A 21515-nucleotide genomic window follows, 5' to 3' on the forward strand; every position below is an offset into this window, starting at 1 on the left:
TTTCTCCCTAGGAGGACGAGCAAATCGCGTTATTTATCATAGTGCCATCGGTAACAGCTTGGAGGCGATCGCCCACCGCCAGATCCACCCAAGGACTCAGGGGGCCTTCTTGCTCACTGCCATTGGCAGCCAAGTCACTGTGGCAAAGGAATAGGCGATCGCTCACCCGTGAACATAGATCCACCAGTAAATGCTCCAGACGTTCTGACTCCAATTGCCACACCCGTGCACTGGGACTCGCCGTTCCCTGCCGCAAAAAGATCGGCGCCTGCCAAAGGCATTGCAAGCCGCCATCCTGCCAACGCGGACTGCCGACATCTAACCAAAAATGCCAGCGATGAGCCAGTTGGGCACTGCGATATTGAAATGTGGTTGCCAGTAAGACCCCTTGGGGCTGCCGCAGGGGTGGAGCGGGATCAGCGGTTACAATTCCCCGCCGCAGTAGGGCGATCCATTCCCGTAGTCGCTCAGCCGTTGGCGTAGCTTGGTGTTCTGGGAGGTGATCATAAATTTGCCAGTAGGCGGCTGTGCCCTCAAGGAGCGATCGCAGGGGAGCCAATTCACTGGCTGTCAGGTTGTGTGGCCAGAGATAGCGTTGAATCGCCGCCTCTAGGAGATACACAGGCATTTGGCTAGGATCTAGTGTGCTCAGCCAATGACGCAAGTTCTCATAGGCGTCCGTGGCACGATGACCAAAGCGATCCCAATGGCTGTACTGGGTTGTACTCAGCAGTTCGGCTTTCTCCAGACCCGGCTGAAAACAATAGCAAGAGAGCAGGCCTGCCCGCACAGGATCAATCGCTCGCGGCAGCAAAACCGTTAACATCTCCGCAACCGCCGTTGCCTCTGGGATCATTCCCGTTCGCGGATAAACAAACAGCAACAGCGTCAAAAGGGCACGCACAAAGGGGGATTGAATCAGAGGGCGCTGCTCATTCCAGATCACCAAGGGAATGTCGCGTTTTTTTAACTCAGTGCTAAAGACATGGCGGGCAACGCTATCTAAACCGGGGGCAAGGATGGCGATCTCGTTTGGTTGCACCATCCCTTGATGAATGGCGGTGGCGATCGTTGCAACCACTTCCTGCAACAGTTGCATCCGCGAAGTGGTCTGAATAGCCGCGATGTTTTCGGGCAGCGTAGCTTGGGGCGTAGTGAGGCGTTCTTGAATCTCAGTTTGGAGAGGGGTGTTGCCAAAAATCGTTTCGGCAGGGCAGGGTTGCTCAATGACGGTGGCTTGGTTTTTCAGGCTGAGAAACGCATCGGGATCAGCTCCCAGACCGAGACGGACAGCGCCAATGGGTTGGTGAGTCAGGACAATTTTGATCCCCTGTTGGTTGAAGCGGGCGATCAAATCCGCCATCACCGCTGGATAGTTGTGGGTGTTGTCAGCCAAAAGACACTGAAACCGTTGCCCCAAGGAGGCTTGGTATCGAGGATGGTCAAGGAGAACTCGGCCAAATAAATCCGTGGTAATGCCGTAGGTGAGAAGGCTGTGGGCAGTACACCAACTTTGCCACTGTTTCAGGGCAGTGACGATCGCCCCCACGGTTTCTGAAGGCATCTCAAGCTGATGATCCCAAATGAGTTGGGGTAGATCATCGAGGCTGAGGCGGGCAAAGGCAGCCAATTGAAAAATATCAAGCAGATGGCGAGTGGCGCGATCGCGATTTTCACTGAGGACAGCAAACGTCTGGTTGGCAAGCCAAGGCTGCCACAACCGCTGTGCCCATACCAACTCCGTTTCTGGTTTCAGACGCAAAGGGGGATGCGGATCGACGGCCTTCGTCTGCACCAGAAGCGGCCAAAAAAGTTCCACCTCATCCTGCATGAAGCCCACTGGCGTGGTGATATAAGGTCTGTAGCCACTGCCCAACTGTGACTCAATTTCCCGTTGGATGACTTGGCGGCCTTCTACGCTATCCGTCAAAAAGAGGAGCGATCGCTCACGGGGAATCACGGACTTGTCCTGCCCGACCCACTGGGCAAATTCCCTTACCAGTGCACAGGTCTTGCCACTGCGACTACCGCCACTGATCCACTGCAACACCGCCAACAAAGCCCGCAAAGCCAATTTGCTACGATTCTATCTATCCTATCGATTTATTGCTGCTGCGGTAAGAGAACAATAGCAATGTCCAGCAACCCCTTTATTCGCCTCAGAGACTGGATCAAGCGTGCAGAGCAGTGGTATCGCACAACTCCGAACCGCGCCCTACAGGAAGCCTATGAAGCCGCTCTGAAAATTCGCGCCATCGAACTGGAACACTTTGACGGTCAACCGATTAGTCTCCTCAATCTACCCGTGGGAGAAGTCTCTAGCTACTTCGAGACAGAGCTAAAACAACTGCTAAAAACCATTCGTATGCGGATGATGGAGTTTCGCGCCAGCCGTCAAATTTTGCCCCTTGCTCCCCCCCAAAGCCCCCCCACTCCTGTCAACGATAGTGTCAATGGTGCAACGGCAACCTATACGGTGACGGCTACCGTCAGTAGCACGACCGAGGAACCCAGCGTTTATGAAAAGCTGCGGGTGATTGATGCCACCCTCAACCGCTATAAACGGCAGCGTGAAAAGGAACTCAATGCCCTTGCCCGTCCCAGCCTCAGTCGCCAAGATCCCCAACAACGCCAGCAGGCGGCTGCCCTCGACAAAATTGAGGATGATTCCCTTTATCTCTCGGAATATATCAGTGATGATCTCACCGATGATTCCAAGCTGGACAGCAGCAGCTTTATTCCGCGCTCGATTTTGCGCACCGCCGATCGCTTTCGCCGTGAACTCAATTCTGATGAAACCACCGAAGCTGAAGTCGTTCGTGATTTTCGCACCTCAAAGCTGCGCACCCGTCTGGCGGTTCGTTTTATGCTCTTGCTGGTGATTTTGCCCCTGTTGACCCAGCAAATTTCCAAGGCGCTCATTGTCAGCCCCCTCGTCAACCACTTTAAGGCGGTAGGGCAGATTGAACGTATCATTAACTCACAATTGGAGGACAACATTCTCGATGAACTGGCTCGCTTTGAAAATAAAATTCGCTTTGAAAGTCTGGTGAGCAATGTTCCTGTTTCTGCAGAGGAAATTCAAGCCCGCATCCGCGAGAAGGCGATCGAGCTATCCACGGAATACCAAAAGGAACTGATTGAACCCCTGAAAAACATCCTTTCCGATGCCTTGGGGTTTACCGTCTTTCTGGTGCTGGTTTTCACAGGTCAGCGGCAACTGGCCATTGTCAAGGTCTTTTTGGATGAAGTGGTTTATGGCCTCAGTGACAGTGCCAAAGCCTTTATCATTATCCTATTTACGGATGTCTTTGTCGGATACCACTCCCCCCACGGCTGGGAAGTGTTGGTGAACAATACCCTCGAGCACTTTGGCTTTCCGCGCAATGAGGACTTTATCAACATGTTTATTGCCACCTTTCCGGTGATGCTCGATACGGTATTTAAGTATTGGATTTTCCGCTATCTCAACCAGATTTCCCCTTCGGCAGTGGCCACCTACAAGAATATGAACGAGTAGTTAGGAGCACACCACTGGCTGGAGAATGGGACAGATCCTGCCCTTTTGGAGTTGCGCGGGCGATCGCCAGCCAGATAGGAGGCCTTGCAATTCCTGTTTAAGAATCTGCAACTGCTGAATTTGTGCCTCAATGGCCGCCAATTTTTCCTCTAACTTTTCCTTGATGTGATCACAGGGAATCTCACCGCGATCGTATACCTCAAGCAAGGCTTTGATGTCGCTCAGGGTGAGGCCAAGGGACTGGGCACGTTTGATAAAACTTAGGCGAGCAAAGACATCCTCAGCAAAGAGGCGATAGCCCCCACTGGTTCTGCCAACTGTTCGCAACAGCCCCAATTCCTCGTAATAGCGAATGGTCTTGACGGGCAGGCCACTACTGTGGGCAACGGTACCAATCAAGTAGGCAGCTGCATTCATGGCAGTTCTCCCAAGATCAGCGAGACAGCGATTTTAGAGAAGGGCACTTTAATTTTCTGCCATCGAGAGGCCAGATCACCACTTTCAGAAATTCAGCCATCTGCGCTATAATCATAAAGCTACGCGGATGTGGCGGAATTGGTATACGCGCACGTTTGAGGGGCGTGTGGCTTTGCCTTGCGAGTTCGAGTCTCGCCATCCGCATTGTTTATGGGTGAATAAAGAAGGCGATCGCCAGCACGAGGTAAGTCATTATCAGCAGGACGCCCTCTAGCCAATTGCTGCGCCCATCACTACTGATGGAGTTAGTGATCGCGACAGCAGCCACAACTGCCAGTAGCTCAAAGAGGTTAAAGCTCAGGTTCATCTCCCGTTGTCCCAAGAGCCAGCCCACCAGCACAAGCACCGGCGCCACAAAAAGGATAATCTGCAGGCTAGACCCAATCGCCACCGCCACTGCCCCTTCCATACGATTATTGAGGGCAAACTTGATACAGGTGATGAACTCAACCACACTGCTGAAAATGGGAATGAGAAACACGCCTGTAAACAATTGGGTCAACCCGATTTCACTAATGCTGTCCTGCAAACTATCCACGAGGATGTCGGAAACAAAGACTAGCAAAATCGTACCCACCAGCAGAATGGCAAGGGGCACCTTGAGATTGACAGTGGGAGAGGGTTCCTGACCAGCGATCGTCTCATCCATCAGGTAGAGGTGACGATGGGTTTTCATGGAAAAGAGCAACATCAGACCGTAAAAAATCAGCAGCAAAATCGCCGACGCATAGGAGAAGTGATCAATCAAGTGAAGCGGCACACTGGGTGCCGCCGCCTGAATCGCGGTCGGGGTCATCAGCACAATCACCGATAGGGTGAGGGCAGAGGCATTAATGCGTGCCACAGGTGCTGAGAACTGTTGCTCTGGAAATCGGATGCCCCCAACAACAATGGCCAGACCCAATCCCAAAAGCAAATTGGCAATAATGGCACCGCTGAGACTGGCTTTTACCACCTCTGCCAGACCCTGACGCAGGGCGACAATGGCGATAATCATCTCAGTGACATTGCCAAAGGTGGCATTCAAGAGTCCGCCAAGGGCAGGGCCAATGACTTCGGCGATCGCCTCTGTGGAATTGGCAATCCCAGCCGCAAGGGGCACAATGGCGAGACCACTGAGGATAAAGCTCACCATTGGCGGCATTTTGACGATAAAGTTAAGGAGGGCAAGGGGCACAAAAATCAGTAGGCCCAGCAGAATTTTTTCCTGTGTTGTCATGGATCGATCCCCTTGAGCGAATCATCAACTGACTGTCTCCACCTCTCGGGAATTCGCTACTACGGCTATACGGGCGCCCTACCAGAGGAACAAATTCTCGGCCAGTGGTTTGAGATTGATATTAAGCTCTGGTTGGATATGGCACAAGCGGCGGCCAGCGATCGCCTTGAGGACACCCTTGACTATCGCCCCCTCTTGCAAGCCATCGAGCAGTTAATGCAGCAGCAACGCTTTCACTTAATTGAGACCCTAGCAGCAGCAATTATGAAACTGTGCCTAGCGCCCCCCCAAGTGCAGCGAGCTGCTGTGCGTGTAACCAAACTTGCCCCCCCCGTGCCCAATTTTACGGGTCAAATTAGTGTTGAAATGGTGCGCTGCCATGCCGAATCGCCTTAGCCAGTGCCAAAGTCTCTATTTGCGCAAGCATGCCGAAAACCCCATTGACTGGTGGCCGTGGTGTGATGAAGCCCTTGCCAAAGCAGCGGCAGAGGATCGGGTGATTTTTCTCTCGATTGGTTACTCCAGTTGCCACTGGTGCACTGTCATGGAGGGGGAAGCCTTTTCGGATCTGGAGATTGCCGCCTATCTCAATGCCCATTTCCTGCCGATTAAGGTGGATCGCGAGGAGCGACCCGATCTGGACAGTATTTACATGCAGGCACTGCAACTGATGACGGGTCAAGGAGGCTGGCCGCTCAATGTATTCCTGACGCCGCAGGATCGCCGTCCCTTTTATGGTGGTACCTACTTTCCTGTGCAGCCGCGCTATGGCCGTCCGGGCTTTTTACAGGTGTTGCAGGCGGTGCGCCGCTTCTATGACCAAGAAAAGGACAAGCTCGCTGCCCAACAGGCCACGCTCTGGCAATATCTCGCTCCCCCCCCTGAGATGGGAGAAGCCGTCCCCTTGACTGAAGAACTCCTAAGGGCAGGGATTCGCCAAGTGACGCCGATTTTGCGCGATCGCCCCCAAGGCACCTGCTTCCCCATGATGCCCTATGCCCAAATGCTCCTACAGGGGCTGGCGTTCAGTCCCGATCCCCCAGAACTGTTGCAGCTGTGTCAGTTGCGGGGACACAACCTCTTGCGGGGGGGGATCTATGACCATGTGGGCGGTGGTTGGCATCGCTACACCGTGGATCCCCAATGGACAGTGCCCCACTTTGAAAAAATGCTCTACGACAATGGCCAAATTGTGACCTATCTAGCGCGGCTGTGGCAGCAGGGCGATCGCGCCCCCCAGATTCCCGCTGCAATTGCCCAAACAATTCAATGGCTTGATCGCGAAATGACGACCCCTGAGGGGTACTTCTATGCAGCACAGGATGCCGATAGCTTTATCAGTGCCAATGATCCTGAACCCGAGGAGGGCGCCTTTTATTGCTGGCAATATGCAGAGCTAGAGCAGACCCTAACCCCAACGGAATTGGCACAACTGCAAGCCCACTTTGACATCTCTCCCAGTGGCAACTTCGAGGGCAAGATTGTGCTCAAGCAAGTGCGCCCGCCGGCGAATCCTGAGGTGCTAGCACCGATTCTGCGTAAACTCTTTGCTCGCCGCTATGGTGCCGATACGCCCATGGATCAACCCTTTCCCGTGGCCACGGATAATGCAACCGCAAAGGGACAGGCTTGGCCGGGACGGATTCCGCCGGTCACTGATACAAAAATGATTTTGGCTTGGAATAGCCTGATGATCACTGGCTTAGCAACGGCAGCCCAAGTCTGGAGAGAGCGCACCTACTGGCAGCGAGCGGCTAAAGCGGCACAATGGCTCCACGAGCATCAATATCAAGAAGGCAAACTCTACCGCCTCAACTATGGCGGCACCGTGGCCGAAGTGGCGCAGGCCGAGGATTATGCCTACTGGATCCAAGCCCTGCTTGCCCTGCATCAAGCCAGTTTAGCGGTGGGGGAGGCGGCTCAGCCGTGGTTGGAATTGGCCACGCAGTATCAAACCCTCTTTGATCAGGAATTGGCGGCAACGGAGGGGGGCTACTACAATGCACCGGAGCGCGCCGATTTGATTGTGCGCCAGCGGGAAGGTCTCGATAATGCTACACCTTCTGCGAATGGGGTGGCGATCGCCAACTTGGTGCAACTCTTTTTGCTCACAGAGAATCCCGCCTACCTCGAACAGGCAGAAAAGGGATTGCGTTTCTTTAGCCCATTGATGAAGGAGTCTCCCCAGAGTTGTCCGAGCCTTTTGGCGGCGTTGCAGTGGTATCTGCGTCCTGTCTGTGTGCAAGCGCGGCCTGATCAGGTTACAACCCTCTGGGAGCGCTACTTGCCAACGGCTGTCCTCAAAGTTCGCGATGACCTCGAGCCAGTCGCCCTTGTCTGTGAAGGCTTGCGCTGCCGCGAACCGGCACTGACCCCCACCCAACTACAACAACAACTGGATAATCTCTATGGCTGAAGCGTTGCGTCGTACGCCCCTCTATTCCCTGCATCAAGGGGCACGGTTTACCCCCTTTGGCGAGTGGGAGATGCCCTTGCAGTACAGCAGCATTTTGCAGGAACACCAAGCGGTGCGGCAGCGGGTGGGGATGTTTGATATTTCCCACATGGGCAAGTTTCTGCTGCGCGGCTCTGAGGCGATCGCGGCACTCCAAGAACGGGTACCCACCAATCTCAGTCGTCTCCAGCCCGGCCAAGCGAAATACACCGTTCTCCTGAATGAGGCCGGGGGCATTGTCGATGATGTCATTCTCTACATAGGCGAGGGTCAAGTGCGTTGTATTGTCAATGCAGCCACCACTGCCAAGGACTGGGCATGGTTGCAGACCTATTTACCCGCCAGTATTGAGTTCATTGATGAGTCAGCGACACAGGTACTGATTGCCCTTCAAGGTCCTGCCGCGACAGCGACCTTAGCTCCCCTGTGCGATCGCCCCCTAGATGACCTCAAGGCCTATCGCCATGCTCAAGTGAACCTGCTGGAACAGCCCGCTTGGATTGCGCGTACGGGCTACACGGGCGAAGACGGTTGGGAAATTCTTGTGGCACCAGAATTGGGGCAACAGTTGTGGCAAACCCTGCTGGCGGCGGGTGTGACTCCCTGTGGCTTGGGGGCGCGGGATACCCTGCGCTTGGAGGCGGCCATGCTCCTTTACGGCCAAGACATGGATGAGCAAACCACCCCCCTAGAGGCGGGTCTCGATTGGCTGATTGATTGGCAAAAGCCCGATTTTGTGGGTCGTGCGGCCCTCTTAGCCCAAAAGCAGCAGGGGATTGAGCGGCAATTGGTGGGGTTAGAACTGGTGGGCAAAGGCATTGCTCGCCACGGCTATCCTATCTATGCGGGGGCACAGGCTGTGGGGGAGGTTACCAGTGGCACCCTATCTCCCACCTTGGGGAAGGCGATCGCCCTTGGCTATGTCTTTCCAGAGTTTGCCCACATCGGTCGGGAACTGGCGGTACAAGTGCGCGATCGCCAAGTCCCAGCCGTGGTGGTTCCTCGCCCCTTCTATCGCCGTCCTCGGTAGCCGCTGCAATTCCGCTAAAATTTGATTCATCAGTCGTAAAGTGCAACGAATGCTGGAAACTTGCCCTCGCTGTGGTGCTCGTTTAGGAAAGCCCTTGTCCTCTGGCCGCCAAGTGTGTAGTGCCTGCGGTTGGAGTACAGTGGTTATTGAGCGATCGCCGCCACCGCCCCCCACGGGATTGTCTCTCCTTCTCAGTCAAATCAGGCGGCTGATCAAGCGTTTTTTCCAGTATCTAGGAGGACAACTGCAACGCTTGTGGCGATCGCTGACCGCTCGTTCGCAGCAGCAAAAGCCCCGCCGCAATCTCTGGGAAAGCCTCGTCACCAAGCTCAAACACCTCGAGGAAAAAATTCCCACCGGTGATCCCAGTAAGGAGTGGCTGACTCCTGAAGAGGCCTTTCAACTCTTGGGCGGCAACCCAGATAACCCCAACTCCAAGGTGAGTACCCTCGATGGCAAGCGGCGGATTGGCTTATCGGCCTTTCGGCGACTGGTGAATACCGCCGAATATGCGGATTTTGGCTTTCAATACTCTAGCGATCGCCACCTGAAAAATTTACCCTATTTGCGCCGTCTGCCTCGCCAACCCTAGGGCGATCGCAAACCGAGAATAATCTGCCACTCCTGTTCGGTGACCGGTTGTACCGAGAGACGGCAGCCCTTTTGCAACAGCAGCATCCCCTCTAGGCCGGGCGTTTGCCGCAGTTCTGGAAGTGTAATTGGCGGTGAAAAATCGCGGCGATACTGAATATCCACCATGAACCAGCGGGGATTGTCAGGCGTACTTTTGGGGTCAAAGTAGCGACTGTCCGGATCCCAAGCAAAGTGGTCGGGATAGGCGGCCTTGACGACTTCGGCAATGCCCATGATGGCTGGTGGGTTGGCATTACTGTGGTAAAAGAGCACGCGATCGCCCACCTGCATGTGATCGCGGATAAAATTGCGAGCTTGGTAGTTGCGTACCCCTTCCCAACAGGTGGTTTGTTGTGGGGCTGCCTGCAAATCCTGCCAAGAAAAAACGCTTGGCTCCGACTTCAGTAACCAAATCCCTGCCATCAAAGATTCCGCAATGGTTAAGTTTAGAGGTCTGCCGTGCCCAAGCTACAGCGTAGCAAATCCTCAACGGTTGCACAGTAGGGAGTTAGCCCCAAGGTTTGAGGATTAAGCACGGTGTCATAGGTGAAGTTACGATAGTTCAAGCAAAAATAATCCCACGGCGACATTTGCACTCGAAATACCCGCACAAAGAAGTTGATCACTGGCAGCGTCAAGGGGACTTGCAAATAGATGGGCAGCTTTGCCGCAGCGCACAACTGCGCCAACATCTCATTGACAGTAATTGGCGGGTTACCCAGAGCCACCCGACGCGGTACGGGATACTCAGGATGCTGCAACAGGTAGAGAACCACTTGGGCAATATCGCGGGCATGGACAAAGTGAAAACTGGCATCAGCACGGAAAAAGCGAGCCAACCACAGCCACTTGAGCACTTCGCGCATGCCTTCGGTGATAAACGAGGGTCGCTTGCCATCGGCGCCACCACCAAAGACCATCGTGGGAAACAGTTCAATCACGCGATCGCCCACCGGCAACTGCTCAATGGCATGGAGACACTCATACTTAGAGCGAATATAATCCGTTCCCAAGGTGCCTGCTTCCGGCAGCGGTTCCATTTGATGATTGAGGATACTTGCCGTTGAAAAATAAAAGACCCGCTGGCAGCGTTGCGGATCCAGTTGCTTGAGGAGATGGCAGGTTTGCTCGTAGTTGATGGCAAAGACATTGTTCCCTCCCCAAGCGGTTGCCGTTAGGATTGCAAGATCGAGGGTGGGCAGTAGCGGTTCCAAGGGGGTCAAATCCATGAGATCCGCCTGAATCACGTTCACCCCGGCTCTTTGGTGAGGATCAATCTGCAACCGTGCTGGATGCCGCACCAGCAAAAAGAGTTCATGATCCGTCTCTTGGATCAGCGCCTCAGCGATGTACTGGCCAATGCAACCACTGGCACCCGTCATTAAGATGCGCATTAGCCGAGGGACTTCACCAGATCAAAGAGAAAACCCACATTCTCCTCAGGGGTTCCTTGGAGAACGCCATGGCCAAGGTTAAAGATATATTTGCCCTTGCGACCCGCTTCGATAATGGCTAGCGCTCGTTCCTTGAGCACTGGCTGGGGGGCAAAGAGCGTGACGGGGTCTAAATTCCCCTGCAGACCGACACTGGCAGGAAACTGCTGGCGAATCGTGCCGATGTCCACAGTCCAGTCAAGGCTGACAATATCTGCCCCAGTTGCTGCCATGCGATCGACCACTGCGGCACTGCCATTGATATAGAGGATGATTGGCACATCGGGATAGACGGCTTTGACCTGCTGAACCACCTGCTTTTGGTAGGGGAAGGCAAAGGTATCGTAGTCCTGACGGCTGAGTTGACCCGCCCACGAATCAAACAGTTGCACCACTTGGGCACCACAGTCAATTTGATAGCACAGGTAGTCGGCAATGGCAGTGGCCAAATGGTTTAAGAACTTGTGGAGCAACTCTGGCTCACGGTAGGCCATGGTTTTGATTTCAATGTAGTCCTTGGAGCTTTTGCCCTCAATGGCATAGGCGGCAAGTGTCCAAGGGGCACCGGCAAACCCCAGCACCGTGGCGCGATCGCCCACCTCTTGGCGTAGGGTCGAGAGAATTGGACGAATAAAAGGACAGGCCACTTCCGGTTCCAAGGGATGGAGTTGTTGCACCTGCTCAAGGGTACGGATGGGTGGATCAATGATCGGCCCTTTACTCTCGACAATGTCAAAGGGAATACCAATCCCCGGCAAGGGCGTGAGAATATCCGAAAAGAGAATCACACCGTCTGGGGCAAAGGCACGAAAGGGTTGGAGTGAAATTTCAATAGCCAGTTCAGGGATTTCCGATCGCTCACGAAACGAGGGATAGCGATCGCGCAGGTCACGGTAGACCTTCATGTAGCGTCCAGCTTGCCGCATCAACCAAATGGGGGGACGCTCAACGCTTTCACCACGGGCAGCACGTAGGAGTAAAGGGGTGGTCATCCTAAAATGTGTAATTCCAATCGTTTTCAATGGCTCTGGAAGACTCGCTCAGCAAGCCCTATTGAAGTCAGGTGTTGCCTGCGATTCACAGAGTTTAACCCTACAATCATACCCTAGGGGGCGATCGCTCCCACACCTCAGAGGAGAATTCCCTTGCTTTACCACGCGCGGGGCTGAAACTGCGGGTCGTTGAGAATTGCCACGCCATCTCCCGACTGTGCCAACACAAATAGACCCTGCCGATAGGCATAGCGAGCCACCTCAGGCGGCACAATCATCCCCGCCACGGCTCCCAAGAGTTTTGTACCCCGATACTGATGAGCCAAACGGCGAAATTTGGCAATCCGCTCTAGGTGTTCATCCACATCACTTTGGCTGAGCTTGGTTTTCACCTCAACGAGAACGGCTTCATCGGTGTTAACGACCAACAAATCAATCTCTAGGCTCTCATTCCCATCTTGGAGGATCACATCGCTGTAGAGTTGGGAGACAGCAATCCCCCGACTCTGAAATAAGCGCAGCACGGCTGGACGTACCTGCCATTCCACAAATTCTCCAAGACGGTTGCCCAGTTTGCCAATTTGTTGGTTAAGTTGGCGAGCTTCTTCTCGCAGTAACCGTTCAGTCTCTTGAAAACGCCGCTCAGTTTCTTGAAATCGGCGTTCTGTTTCCTTTTGAGCTTCCAGTAGTTCCCCCAATAACCGCCAAACATCCTCAGGGGTATGGGCTTGTGTCATGATCTGGGTCGGGTTTTCTAGGCTACAGCTAACCCTCTCATCATAGCCTAGGAGGCGCTCAGAGAATTTCCATCATAAACTGCGCAAGGGCACTGCCACTGTGCTTTACCACGCGCGGGGCTGAAACTGCGGGTCGTTGAGAATTGCCACGCCATCTCCCGACTGTGCCAACACAAATAGACCCTGCCGATAGGCATAGCGAGCCACTTCAGGCGGCACAATCATCCCCGCCACGGCTCCCAAGAGTTTTGTACCCCGATACTGATGAGCCAAACGGCGAAATTTGGCAATCCGCTCTAGGTGTTCATCGACATCACTTTGGCTGAGCTTGGTTTTCACCTCAACGAGAACGGCTTCATCGGTGTTAACGACCAACAAATCAATCTCTAGGCTCTCATTCCCATCTTGGAGGATCACATCGCTGTAGAGTTGGGAGACAGCAATGCCCCGACTCTGAAATAAGCGCAGCACGGCTGGACGTACTTGCCATTCCACAAATTCCCCAAGGCGGTTGCCCAATTTACCAATCTGTTGGTTGAGCTGCCGTGCTTCTTCCCGTAGTAAACGCTCAGTCTCTTGGAAACGTCGGTCAGTTTCTTGAAAACGCCGCTCAGTCTCCTGAAATCGACGTTCTGTTTCCTTTTGGGCTTCCAGTAACTCCCCCAATAACCGCCAAACATCTTCAGGGGTGTATGCTTGTGTCATTGAATTGATTATTGACTTGATTATTGACTTGATTGAGGATTGCCGCCAAGCTCAGGTATTTTCTATACGATCATAGCCTAGGGAATAGAACCCATGAATGATCCACTACTCGCACAATTTCTAAACCTCAGCCGCTGACAAACAGGAACCTGCATTCATGCCCAAACTATACTTACTGCGCCCAAGATGAGGCCACCCGTGTCATTTTTGGCATCCCCAAGCAGGCCATCGCCCTTGGCGCTGTGCAGGATGTTTTGCCCATTGGGCGCAGAGGTGCCTTTTTGCAGGCACTGGTCAATCCCTGATTAGCGTGATAGATTCGGGTAAATCCGCAGCCGCCGATTCGGCTCTTCACCAAAGCTACAGGAGGTCAACTGGTAGTGCTCAATCAACTCGTGTTGCATTCGCCGAATGTTGGCCGATCGCGGGAGTAGCTCCACTGCTTGCCCCTTGGGAATAACAATTTCTTCCACAGCTAAGCGCGCCTCCTCAAGGGCTTCCAATTCGTCATCACTGCCCGTTGGACTAAAGAGGGAAAGATCTGCTGACTCGGCTGGACTGGGGTCTTCAATGCCAAGCAAATGCCGTAACCCCCGCACAATTTGCGCCATACTATTTGTCTTAATGGCATGGACGGGGAGATGGTGAATATGGGCAAGGTGCCGCAGCTTGCTTTCCCCCTTGAGATGGGAGCGGAGCGTCAAAATCACATCCGCTTGATCAATATCCTTAGTGACAATAATGGGTAGGTTGAGAGTGCGAATGGCTTGCTCTAAATGATGGCGGCTGACGGCATAGGGAAAGACGTGGAGGGGGAGTTCTTCGCCATTCGGCCCAACCGTGGGGGCATCCAATGTGGCTTCGAGCAGTTGGGCAAAGTTGGCTCGCAGAGGTTCTTTGTTGGCATCGACGACGGGTAGCATCTGGCCACTCTCACGCCAAGAGGGACGCTGAGGCACAGATTTGACCTCCGATCGCTGGGAAGGAGGCTCAGGACGACTAATCACCACTGAGCCATCGGCAGCAACACTGCGAATTTCAGGTGAGGGTTGGCGACCCCGCAGTAGGAGATCCACACTGGCGGCCACATCGAGATGCACAACCCAGCGATCGCGCTCCAGCATTTCCACGGCTATTTGAAAAGTGGGTGGAGCTTTGCGTTCAAGAACACTCTTTTGGGTGCCCCGCCGCCGCGCTTCTTCATCCCCAAGGGTGACCGATTGAATGCCCCCCACCAAATCCGCGAGGGTCGGGTTTTTCATCAGGTTCTCAATTTGGTTGCCGTGGGCAGTACCAATCAGTTGTACGCCTCGCTCCGCAATGGTGCGTGCTGCTAGTGCCTCTAGTTCGGTGCCAATCTCATCAATGACAATCACTTGGGGCATGTGGTTTTCCACCGCCTCAATCATCACCTGATGCTGAAGTTCCGGGCGAGCCACCTGCATTCGTCGTGCCTTGCCAATCGCTGGATGGGGAATATCACCGTCGCCCGCAATTTCATTAGAGGTGTCAATAATCACTACCCGTTTGTGCAACTCATCGGCCAAGACGCGGGCAATTTCCCGTAGTGCCGTTGTTTTACCAACACCGGGGCGACCTAAAAGCAAAATAGACTGGCCACTTTCCACCAAGTCGCGAATCATACCAATCGTGCCAAAGACGGCTCGCCCCACCCGGCAGGTCAAGCCAATAATCGTTCCTTGGCGATTGCGCAGGGCACTAATGCGGTGCAGCGTACGCTCAATGCCAGCGCGATTGTCACCACTAAACTCACCCACCCGATCCACGGCATATTGCAACATCTCACGGCTGACGGGCGTCTCGGCAAGGTATTGGGTGCTGTGGATAAACCGTGCTTCCGGCAATCGCCCCAAATCGAGAACGATTTCTAAGAGTTCTTCCCGCTGTGGATGATCGGTGAGGGACTGTCCAAGGGGCGGCGGTAGGATCGCCAATAATTGATCGAGATCGTCAGTGACTTGGCGTTGTCCAGCAGTCAATTCAACCATAGGGTACAGAGGGTGACGGGACAGATTTCAAAGGAGACACAAGGGTAGCTGCTTCAGCAACAGCCGCTGCAAGGACGGCAGGAACAGTTTGCCAGGGTTGGTCGGCGATCGCGTGGAAAGGGGCAAGGCGTTTGCGAGCATAACTACCATAGGCAACACCAGCAATTCCCTGTGGATCTAGCAATCCCATTGCCCTGAGTTTAGCAACCGTATGGCCATTTGTGCCGCCCGCCAACTGCACAAATCCGGGTAAATTTGCCCCTAAAATGGCTTGACCCAATTGAATGGTGGCTCGTGTTGCACCATCGCCAATATCGCCACTCATGGGACGACCATCCGCCTGCCAAATGAGGGCACACTGCAACGGTTGAATCTGCCCATTGATCCAGCGCAAATAGTCAATTACTCCCTCGCCTTGGGGACAACTGATGGCTAGCACCTGTAAATAGCGCACCCAAGGCCGCACTCGCTGCCAAAGCTCGTGAAAGGCGCTGTAGCGTTGGGGTTGAGTATGAATTTCGAGGGCTTGGATCGTGCCCGCCTGAATCAGGGGCGTGAGCTGCTCAAAGACTGCGGGTTGCTCATCGGTGCGAATCAAACCCAAGGGGCACAGGGGTAAACAGCGGCCACAACCATAACAGCGATCGCGCACCACCCCCTGCACCTGTTCATCAAAGCGAATGGCGGCAGCAGGACAAATGCGTTCACAGGGGCGATCGCAGGCGGGCGGACAGCGACTCGGATCAAACGTGGCCTTACGAAAATGCGGGTCAGCCCCATCATTAATACTCACCATCAGCAGGGGGCGAGTGGCCCCAAGGCTTGCCGCAACCGTCAAAGCGTCATTAGCCGCGTAAATCACGGCAGGGTCGGCGGCCACATCAATACAATCAGCCCCTGCCAGTGCATAGGCCAACGTCAAGTTATAAATTTGGGCAACATCTTGGAAACTGGCACCGTTAATGAGTTTGAACCAACGATGTGCCGCTAAAGCCGCTAGGGGGGCAGCAAAATTAACCATAAATATATTTTATGCGTTTTCAGGATTCAGCGTCGTCGTGACTCATCATCCGTTGTAGGGCTTGCAGGCCTTTTTTAATCTGGCGAGAAACTGTGACCGCACTTAGACCCAAGAGTTCAGCAGTTTCTTTTTGACTCAAATCGTGCAAAAAGACAAATTCCAGAATCTGACAGGTGCGGGCTTCTAGTTTTTGCAGACACTGCTGCAAACGAATGCGATCTTCTTGGGCGAGTTGAAAACTTTGGTACCGTTGATCGGGCACGATGTCACCGAGGGAAACGGCATCTTCCTCACCCTCAAAGGTGGGGGCATCTAGGCTGACCGGGGTGGTGTGGTAGTTGGCAAATTTTGCCGCTTGCCATTCTTCAAGGGGAACATCGAGCGCTTGGGCAATTTCGTTATCGGTGGGGGGGCGATGCAGTTGTTGGCGGAGTTCTTGAATCACCCGCTTTCCTTGGCTTTGGAGGGCTTGCCAACGGCGGGGGACGCGAATTTGTGGACTTTTGTCGCGCAAATAATGTTGAATTTCACCGCGAATGTAGGGAATGGCAAAGGAACTAAAGGCCACGCCCTTACTGGGATCAAAGCGTTCAATGGCGTGAATGAGGCCAAGGGTGCCCACTTGCATCAGGTCGTCAAAGCTTTCTTGGGTGCACTGTACCCAGCGATGGGCTTCCTTGCGTACCAGTCCCATGTTCAACTCGACAAGGCGATTCCGCAATTCGCGTGCAGGGTTGTCTTGGTATGCCTGCAACAGCGAGAGGGTGGAATGCTTGAGGTCAGTATTGGCTGTCGTGCTGAACATAGAACACACCGTACCTTAAATCCCCCACAGCTTCAAAATGAGCAGATCAATGAGCACATCCTACGGTCTTCTTGGGTTATTGAACAACAACTTAAATAGATACCTGAACTAGATATCAACTGCGACTATGAAATCGCCTATTCTTACGATTCCACATCTAGTATGGCAAGGCATCCGTAGTTTCCCTGTGATCTCGACCACAGGTTAGGTTAAATTTTGCTAAATGTTGTTCCTTAGGTTCGCAGACTACCGAGGGCGATCGCGCCCCACAATGCAGTTCCCAAGCCAATGCGATACCAGATAAAGACCCAAGTGGAATGGCGTTGCAGGAATCGCAGCAGCCAAGCGATCGCCAAATAGGAAAAAACCATGCTCGAGAGTGTGGCAATCACAAGAGGAATAAACAGCGTCCCCTCATCAAAAACATCTTTGGCTTGGACAAGGGTGGCGATCGTCAGTGTGGGAATGCCCAACAGAAAAGAAAAGCGCGCCGCTGTTTGCCGCTCCAGCCCTAAAAATAAAGCTGTCGTTAGCGTGGAGCCTGAACGCGAAGCCCCCGGCAGCAGGGCAATCATCTGGCCACAACCCACTAGAAAGCCATCTAAAATGCCAATGTCTTGATAGGTGCGTTTGCGGGAACCCCATTTTTCTGCGAATCCCAAAAGAATTGCCATGGCGATCGCCATCGTGGCAATGATCTGAGGCCGATCCAACTCAACTTTGGCCCATTTCAGAAGAAGTCCTGCCGCTAGTGCGGGAATCGTGCCCACCGTGATCCCAACCAACAGTTTCCATTCTTCCCGCTGCCAATCCCGCTGTTGCCATGCCTGCCAAGCCCCTTGGACAATTTGGCGAATATCCTGCCAGAAATAGCCAAAAACCGCGATCACGCTACCAAACTGCATCGCATCTAGGGCAGTTTTATGCCAGACACTTTTCCACCCCAAGAGGTCACTAAAGAGAATCAAGTGAGCGGTACTGCTAATGGGCAAGAACTCTGTAATACCTTGCACGAAGCCGAGGATGACTGCTTGCAGCCAGAGAATAATATCCACGTTTCTGTCTCACCTTTGCAACCCCACTATCTTGCCATGAGTCGGTGAACAGGCTATCCTCGCCAAGATGTTGTAATAGATTGTAGAAACAGTCTTCTTAAACGCAGCAGCACTGTTTTGCCAGTTAGGCGTGTATGTCGGGTAACTTAGAAGCCGTTGAGCGGGAAATTTTAGGGTTACAGGGGATGCTATTGGCCGCCTTGGCGGAAATGCGTCAGCTTTATGATGTTTATCTAGAAATGCTCGCCCCCATTGCCCGCCAGCAGTTGATCACCGTCAGTTATCAGGTGTGCACTCAAGTCTTTCCAGAGAAATTTTTGACCCTTGAAGACCCAGAGCGACAGGATCTTCAGCGTCAGATTGTTGAACTGGCGATCGCCTTGGAAACCACGATTTTAGGCCTACAGCCCCGTCGCCAAGAAGACTCAACTGCAAAGCAAGAGGCGACGAATGGGGAAGAAAACGCAACCAAGGAACAGGAACCCCCCTCCCTATCGGAGCAATTGAGCCAAGTTCTTTATCAAAGTTCGCTCAAGATAAACCATCTACTGCAACGGGCGGCTATCTTACCGCCTGCCCCAATCGCGGTCATTTTAGAGATTGCCAGTAAGGCGGAAAACCGTCCCCTTGGGCGGATTCCCCATTTGTTGACGATGATGCTAGATGAGCAGAAACTACAAGAGGAGGGCGAAGAGGAGCGAGACACCAGTGAGTCCCCAAGGGAATCTTCCAGTCATCACCCCATGGCAGCCATTTACCTGCAACTTGAGGAACTGGAGTTTCAGCATCCTCCCCTCGGCAATCAGCGCAGTCAAATTCGCCAACTGGAAGCACGTCTGGCCACCCTCCAGAAGCAACTGCATAAAAAACAGCGGCAATATCTGGTTCTCAAGGCCAGTCGGGCATGGTGGCAAACGTGGAAAGCCAATGAAGCCGCAGACGCGACCGCCAGTGTCCCCGAAGCAATGGATGGTGAGCAATAGGGAAGGAGGCCTGCTGTGTCCCTTGACTGGCCACGCCTACAACGCGCCCTTGCCATTGAAACGGAGCGGGGTTTTTGCAACCTTCAGGGCAATACCTATCGGTTTAATGAGTATTTACACGCAGCGTTAACGCAAGCCCCTCTGCAACAACTCCCCCTTCAGGTGCGCGATCGCTGGCAGGAAACGGCGGCAGCCTATGCCCACTACAACGATCTCTCCCCCAGCCAACGACAACACCTCGTGGTGAAAACGCGCCAACTGCTCCACGATGTCCACAAACAACTCACGAGTCCGCCCCCGCGCCCCCGTCCCCTCGATCAAGCGCTCAAAACAGTGAATGGGATTGGTGAGCGCACTGCGGCGAAACTGGAAAAACTTGGGCTTTATACGGTTGCGGATCTCATTTACTACTTCCCCCGCGATCACATTGACTATGCCCGCCAAGTGCCGATTCGGCAACTCCAAGCTGGGGAGACCGTCACCCTTGTGGGTAAAGTCCGCCGTTGCAACTGTTTTACCAGTCCCCGCAATGCCAAGCTGACGATCTTAGAAATTGTTCTTCAAGATCGCACCGGGCAAATTCGCCTGAGTCGCTTCTATGCGGGTGCCCGCTATGCCCAACGGGGGTGGCAAGAGCAGCAAAAACGCCTCTATGCCCCACAGACCATTGTGGCTGCCTCTGGCCTCGTGAAACTGACGAAGTATGGCCTTACCCTTGAAGATCCGCAGTTGGAAGTGCTGGATCATGCTGGGGCAGAAATAGACTCCCTCACGATTGGCCGTATTGTGCCAGTCTATCCCTTAACGGAGGGAGTATCTCCCGATGTCATTCGCCGTGCGGTCGATCGCGTTCTGCCCTTGGTGCAGGGCTATCCTGATCCCCTACCGCAGGGGCTACGCCAACGTCACCAATTGATTCCCCTAGATACGGCGCTGCGGCACATTCACTTTCCGCCAGATCAAACGCAACTGAGTCTGGCACGGCGGCGGCTGATTTTTGATGAATTTTTCTACCTGCAACTGGGATTGCTCCAACGGCGGCGCCAGCAGCAACAGCAGGCCAGTGCCCCCCTCAACCCCCAAGGGGAACTGATTGAGCAGTTTTACCAGGGGCTGCCCTTTCAACTCACAGGGGCGCAGCAGCGGGTGGTGGCGGAAATTTTGGCGGATTTAGAGCGCCCGATTCCCATGAATCGCCTTGTCCAAGGGGATGTGGGATCCGGCAAAACCGTTGTCGCTGTGATTGCGCTATTGGCGGCTGTGCAGTCCGGCTATCAAGGGGCACTAATGGCACCCACAGAGGTTCTGGCAGAGCAGCACTATCGCAAGCTCTTGGAATGGCTCACCCCCCTCCATGTGCCGGTGGAACTGCTCACAGGATCGATACGTACAGCCAAGCGCCGCCAGATTCTGGATCAACTGGCAACGGGGGAATTGCCGGTGCTGGTGGGCACCCATGCTCTGATCCAAGAGGGGGTGACGTTTCAGCAGTTGGGTCTGGTGGTGATTGATGAACAGCACCGCTTTGGGGTGGCGCAGCGGGCAAAGCTGCAAGCCAAGGGACTCCTGCCCCACGTGTTGACAATGACGGCAACACCGATTCCCCGTACGCTTGCCTTGACCCTCCATGGGGATTTGGATGTGAGTCAAATTGATGAATTGCCCCCCGGTCGGCAGCCGATTCAAACAACCGTCTTGGGACGGGGCGATCGCTCCTGCGCCTATGATTTAATCCGCCGTGAAGTGGCCCAAGGGCGGCAAGCGTATATTGTCCTGCCTTTGGTTGAGGAATCGGAAAAACTAGATCTGAAATCCGCCATTGCCGAGCACGAGCGATTACAAACGGAGATTTTTCCCAATTTTCGCGTCGGGCTGCTCCACGGTCGCATGGCATCGAGTGACAAGGATGCCACGATTCAAGCCTTTGCCAAGGGGGAATTGGATATTCTGGTGGCTACCACGGTGGTCGAGGTGGGGGTGGATGTCCCCAATGCCACGGTGATGCTCATTGAACATGCTGAACGCTTTGGCCTATCCCAACTCCATCAACTGCGGGGGCGGGTGGGGCGGGGTGCCCAACAGTCCTATTGTCTGCTGCTCAATAGTTCTCGCAATGATGCTGCCAAGCAACGGCTGAATGTGCTGGCGCAGTCTCAGGATGGCTTCTTTATTGCAGAGATGGATCTGCGGCTGCGCGGTCCGGGGGAGGTTTTGGGGACGCGGCAATCGGGATTACCGGACTTTGCCCTCGCTAGCCTTGTTGAGGATCAAGATTGCCTAGAGGCGGCGCGATCGGCGGCCAGTGAACTGATCGCCCAGGATCCTGAGTTACGGGGCTATCCTCTGCTGCAAGCAGTTCTCCAGCAACGGCGCGATCGCCTGCTGGAGGGCATGATGAACTAATACTCCCCCTTTGGGAGGGATATGTTAAATTTAGTTAA

19 protein-coding genes and 1 tRNA gene are annotated in these 21515 nt (G+C 53.9%); 8 read left to right on the top strand and 12 right to left on the bottom strand.

The features are described from left to right. Nucleotides 1-7: 7 nt before the first annotated feature. Entirely contained in the window at nucleotides 8-2074 is a 2067-nt protein-coding gene (locus RHH81_RS01175; RefSeq protein ID WP_310743258.1) for a hypothetical protein, read from the bottom strand. Between the two features lie 60 nt (nucleotides 2075-2134). Here RHH81_RS01175 and pxcA point away from each other — a divergent pair, with 60 nt between their 5' ends. Further along, the gene (pxcA, locus tag RHH81_RS01180; RefSeq protein WP_310743259.1) at nucleotides 2135-3520 is read left to right on the top strand and encodes a proton extrusion protein PcxA; all 1386 of its coding nucleotides are present in this window, start codon (nucleotides 2135-2137) and stop codon (nucleotides 3518-3520) included. Here the strand turns inward: pxcA and RHH81_RS01185 are convergent, their stop codons facing one another. Continuing rightward, on the bottom strand, nucleotides 3521-3937 hold the full coding sequence (locus RHH81_RS01185) for a heavy metal-responsive transcriptional regulator (protein ID WP_149821266.1): 417 nt from the start codon (nucleotides 3935-3937) through the stop codon (nucleotides 3521-3523). It lies immediately after the preceding gene. 123 nt (nucleotides 3938-4060) lie between these two features. Here RHH81_RS01185 and RHH81_RS01190 point away from each other — a divergent pair. Then, nucleotides 4061-4141 (top strand) — tRNA-Leu (locus tag RHH81_RS01190). A gap of 4 nt (nucleotides 4142-4145) precedes the next feature. Here RHH81_RS01190 and cax read toward each other — a convergent pair. Further along, nucleotides 4146-5216: a calcium/proton exchanger gene (cax, locus tag RHH81_RS01195; protein WP_302678637.1), complete on the bottom strand. Its 1071-nt coding sequence runs from the start codon at nucleotides 5214-5216 to the stop codon at nucleotides 4146-4148. 12 nt (nucleotides 5217-5228) lie between these two features. Here cax and folB point away from each other — a divergent pair, with 12 nt between their 5' ends. The 4 genes from folB to RHH81_RS01215 are packed head-to-tail and all read left to right on the top strand — an operon-like array spanning nucleotide 5229 to nucleotide 9293. Beyond that, nucleotides 5229-5612: a dihydroneopterin aldolase gene (folB, locus tag RHH81_RS01200; protein WP_255521478.1), complete on the top strand. Its 384-nt coding sequence runs from the start codon at nucleotides 5229-5231 to the stop codon at nucleotides 5610-5612. After that, a complete protein-coding gene (locus RHH81_RS01205) occupies nucleotides 5596-7632 on the top strand; it encodes a thioredoxin domain-containing protein (RefSeq protein ID WP_310743260.1) in 2037 nt (678 codons plus the stop codon). The genes folB and RHH81_RS01205 overlap by 17 nt, the downstream gene beginning before the upstream one ends. Continuing rightward, the gene (gcvT, locus tag RHH81_RS01210) at nucleotides 7625-8701 is read left to right on the top strand and encodes a glycine cleavage system aminomethyltransferase GcvT (RefSeq protein ID WP_304941101.1); all 1077 of its coding nucleotides are present in this window, start codon (nucleotides 7625-7627) and stop codon (nucleotides 8699-8701) included. The genes RHH81_RS01205 and gcvT overlap by 8 nt, the downstream gene beginning before the upstream one ends. 49 nt (nucleotides 8702-8750) lie before the next feature. Continuing rightward, on the top strand, nucleotides 8751-9293 hold the full coding sequence (locus tag RHH81_RS01215; RefSeq protein WP_310743261.1) for a hypothetical protein: 543 nt from the start codon (nucleotides 8751-8753) through the stop codon (nucleotides 9291-9293). Here the strand turns inward: RHH81_RS01215 and RHH81_RS01220 are convergent. From RHH81_RS01220 to RHH81_RS01260, 9 genes are all read right to left on the bottom strand, one after another. Beyond that, the gene (locus tag RHH81_RS01220; protein ID WP_302677061.1) at nucleotides 9290-9757 is read right to left on the bottom strand and encodes an EVE domain-containing protein; all 468 of its coding nucleotides are present in this window, start codon (nucleotides 9755-9757) and stop codon (nucleotides 9290-9292) included. The two genes, RHH81_RS01215 and RHH81_RS01220, sit on opposite strands and share 4 nt — an antisense overlap. 23 nt (nucleotides 9758-9780) lie before the next feature. Beyond that, nucleotides 9781-10728 carry an NAD(P)-dependent oxidoreductase gene (locus RHH81_RS01225; protein ID WP_206200719.1) on the bottom strand — a complete coding sequence of 316 codons (948 nt, stop codon included), beginning with the start codon at nucleotides 10726-10728 and terminating at the stop codon, nucleotides 9781-9783. Continuing rightward, nucleotides 10728-11759: a uroporphyrinogen decarboxylase gene (hemE, locus tag RHH81_RS01230; protein ID WP_206200720.1), complete on the bottom strand. Its 1032-nt coding sequence runs from the start codon at nucleotides 11757-11759 to the stop codon at nucleotides 10728-10730. The genes RHH81_RS01225 and hemE overlap by 1 nt, the downstream gene beginning before the upstream one ends. A gap of 158 nt (nucleotides 11760-11917) precedes the next feature. Continuing rightward, the gene (locus RHH81_RS01235; protein WP_206200721.1) at nucleotides 11918-12496 is read right to left on the bottom strand and encodes a hypothetical protein; all 579 of its coding nucleotides are present in this window, start codon (nucleotides 12494-12496) and stop codon (nucleotides 11918-11920) included. 105 nt (nucleotides 12497-12601) lie between these two features. Continuing rightward, entirely contained in the window at nucleotides 12602-13201 is a 600-nt protein-coding gene (locus tag RHH81_RS01240) for a hypothetical protein (protein WP_206200722.1), read from the bottom strand. Between the two features lie 305 nt (nucleotides 13202-13506). Beyond that, the gene (locus RHH81_RS01245) at nucleotides 13507-15210 is read right to left on the bottom strand and encodes a R3H domain-containing nucleic acid-binding protein (protein ID WP_206200723.1); all 1704 of its coding nucleotides are present in this window, start codon (nucleotides 15208-15210) and stop codon (nucleotides 13507-13509) included. Then, nucleotides 15203-16231 carry a circadian clock protein LdpA gene (ldpA, locus tag RHH81_RS01250; protein ID WP_310743262.1) on the bottom strand — a complete coding sequence of 343 codons (1029 nt, stop codon included), beginning with the start codon at nucleotides 16229-16231 and terminating at the stop codon, nucleotides 15203-15205. The genes RHH81_RS01245 and ldpA overlap by 8 nt, the downstream gene beginning before the upstream one ends. Nucleotides 16232-16250: 19 nt before the next feature. Then, nucleotides 16251-17036 carry an RNA polymerase sigma factor SigF gene (locus RHH81_RS01255; protein WP_206200725.1) on the bottom strand — a complete coding sequence of 262 codons (786 nt, stop codon included), beginning with the start codon at nucleotides 17034-17036 and terminating at the stop codon, nucleotides 16251-16253. Between the two features lie 233 nt (nucleotides 17037-17269). Continuing rightward, entirely contained in the window at nucleotides 17270-18091 is an 822-nt protein-coding gene (locus tag RHH81_RS01260) for an undecaprenyl-diphosphate phosphatase (protein WP_206200726.1), read from the bottom strand. Nucleotides 18092-18225: 134 nt separating this feature from the next. Between RHH81_RS01260 and RHH81_RS01265 the strand changes: the two genes are divergently transcribed. Both RHH81_RS01265 and recG read left to right on the top strand, forming a co-directional pair. Next, nucleotides 18226-19074: a hypothetical protein gene (locus tag RHH81_RS01265; RefSeq protein ID WP_206200727.1), complete on the top strand. Its 849-nt coding sequence runs from the start codon at nucleotides 18226-18228 to the stop codon at nucleotides 19072-19074. 15 nt (nucleotides 19075-19089) lie between these two features. Next, entirely contained in the window at nucleotides 19090-21477 is a 2388-nt protein-coding gene (gene recG / locus RHH81_RS01270) for an ATP-dependent DNA helicase RecG (protein ID WP_310743263.1), read from the top strand. The last annotated feature ends 38 nt before the right edge of the window (nucleotides 21478-21515 follow it).

Source organism: Thermosynechococcus sp. PKX95, assembly GCF_031583295.1.
Lineage (GTDB): Bacteria > Cyanobacteriota > Cyanobacteriia > Thermosynechococcales > Thermosynechococcaceae > Thermosynechococcus.

Excerpts from the sequence above, each read along its gene's own strand:
- pxcA (WP_310743259.1), top strand. The coding sequence starts at position 2,135 with ATGTCCAGCAACCCCTTTATTCGCCTCAGAGACTGGATCAAGCGTGCA.
- RHH81_RS01185 (WP_149821266.1), bottom strand. The coding sequence starts at position 3,937 with ATGAATGCAGCTGCCTACTTGATTGGTACCGTTGCCCACAGTAGTGGC.
- cax (WP_302678637.1), bottom strand. The coding sequence starts at position 5,216 with ATGACAACACAGGAAAAAATTCTGCTGGGCCTACTGATTTTTGTGCCC.
- RHH81_RS01205 (WP_310743260.1), top strand. The coding sequence starts at position 5,596 with ATGCCGAATCGCCTTAGCCAGTGCCAAAGTCTCTATTTGCGCAAGCAT.
- gcvT (WP_304941101.1), top strand. The coding sequence starts at position 7,625 with ATGGCTGAAGCGTTGCGTCGTACGCCCCTCTATTCCCTGCATCAAGGG.
- RHH81_RS01215 (WP_310743261.1), top strand. The coding sequence starts at position 8,751 with ATGCTGGAAACTTGCCCTCGCTGTGGTGCTCGTTTAGGAAAGCCCTTG.
- RHH81_RS01220 (WP_302677061.1), bottom strand. The coding sequence starts at position 9,757 with ATGGCAGGGATTTGGTTACTGAAGTCGGAGCCAAGCGTTTTTTCTTGG.
- RHH81_RS01225 (WP_206200719.1), bottom strand. The coding sequence starts at position 10,728 with ATGCGCATCTTAATGACGGGTGCCAGTGGTTGCATTGGCCAGTACATC.
- hemE (WP_206200720.1), bottom strand. The coding sequence starts at position 11,759 with ATGACCACCCCTTTACTCCTACGTGCTGCCCGTGGTGAAAGCGTTGAG.
- RHH81_RS01235 (WP_206200721.1), bottom strand. The coding sequence starts at position 12,496 with ATGACACAAGCCCATACCCCTGAGGATGTTTGGCGGTTATTGGGGGAA.
- RHH81_RS01240 (WP_206200722.1), bottom strand. The coding sequence starts at position 13,201 with ATGACACAAGCATACACCCCTGAAGATGTTTGGCGGTTATTGGGGGAG.
- RHH81_RS01245 (WP_206200723.1), bottom strand. The coding sequence starts at position 15,210 with ATGGTTGAATTGACTGCTGGACAACGCCAAGTCACTGACGATCTCGAT.
- ldpA (WP_310743262.1), bottom strand. The coding sequence starts at position 16,231 with ATGGTTAATTTTGCTGCCCCCCTAGCGGCTTTAGCGGCACATCGTTGG.
- RHH81_RS01255 (WP_206200725.1), bottom strand. The coding sequence starts at position 17,036 with ATGTTCAGCACGACAGCCAATACTGACCTCAAGCATTCCACCCTCTCG.
- RHH81_RS01265 (WP_206200727.1), top strand. The coding sequence starts at position 18,226 with ATGTCGGGTAACTTAGAAGCCGTTGAGCGGGAAATTTTAGGGTTACAG.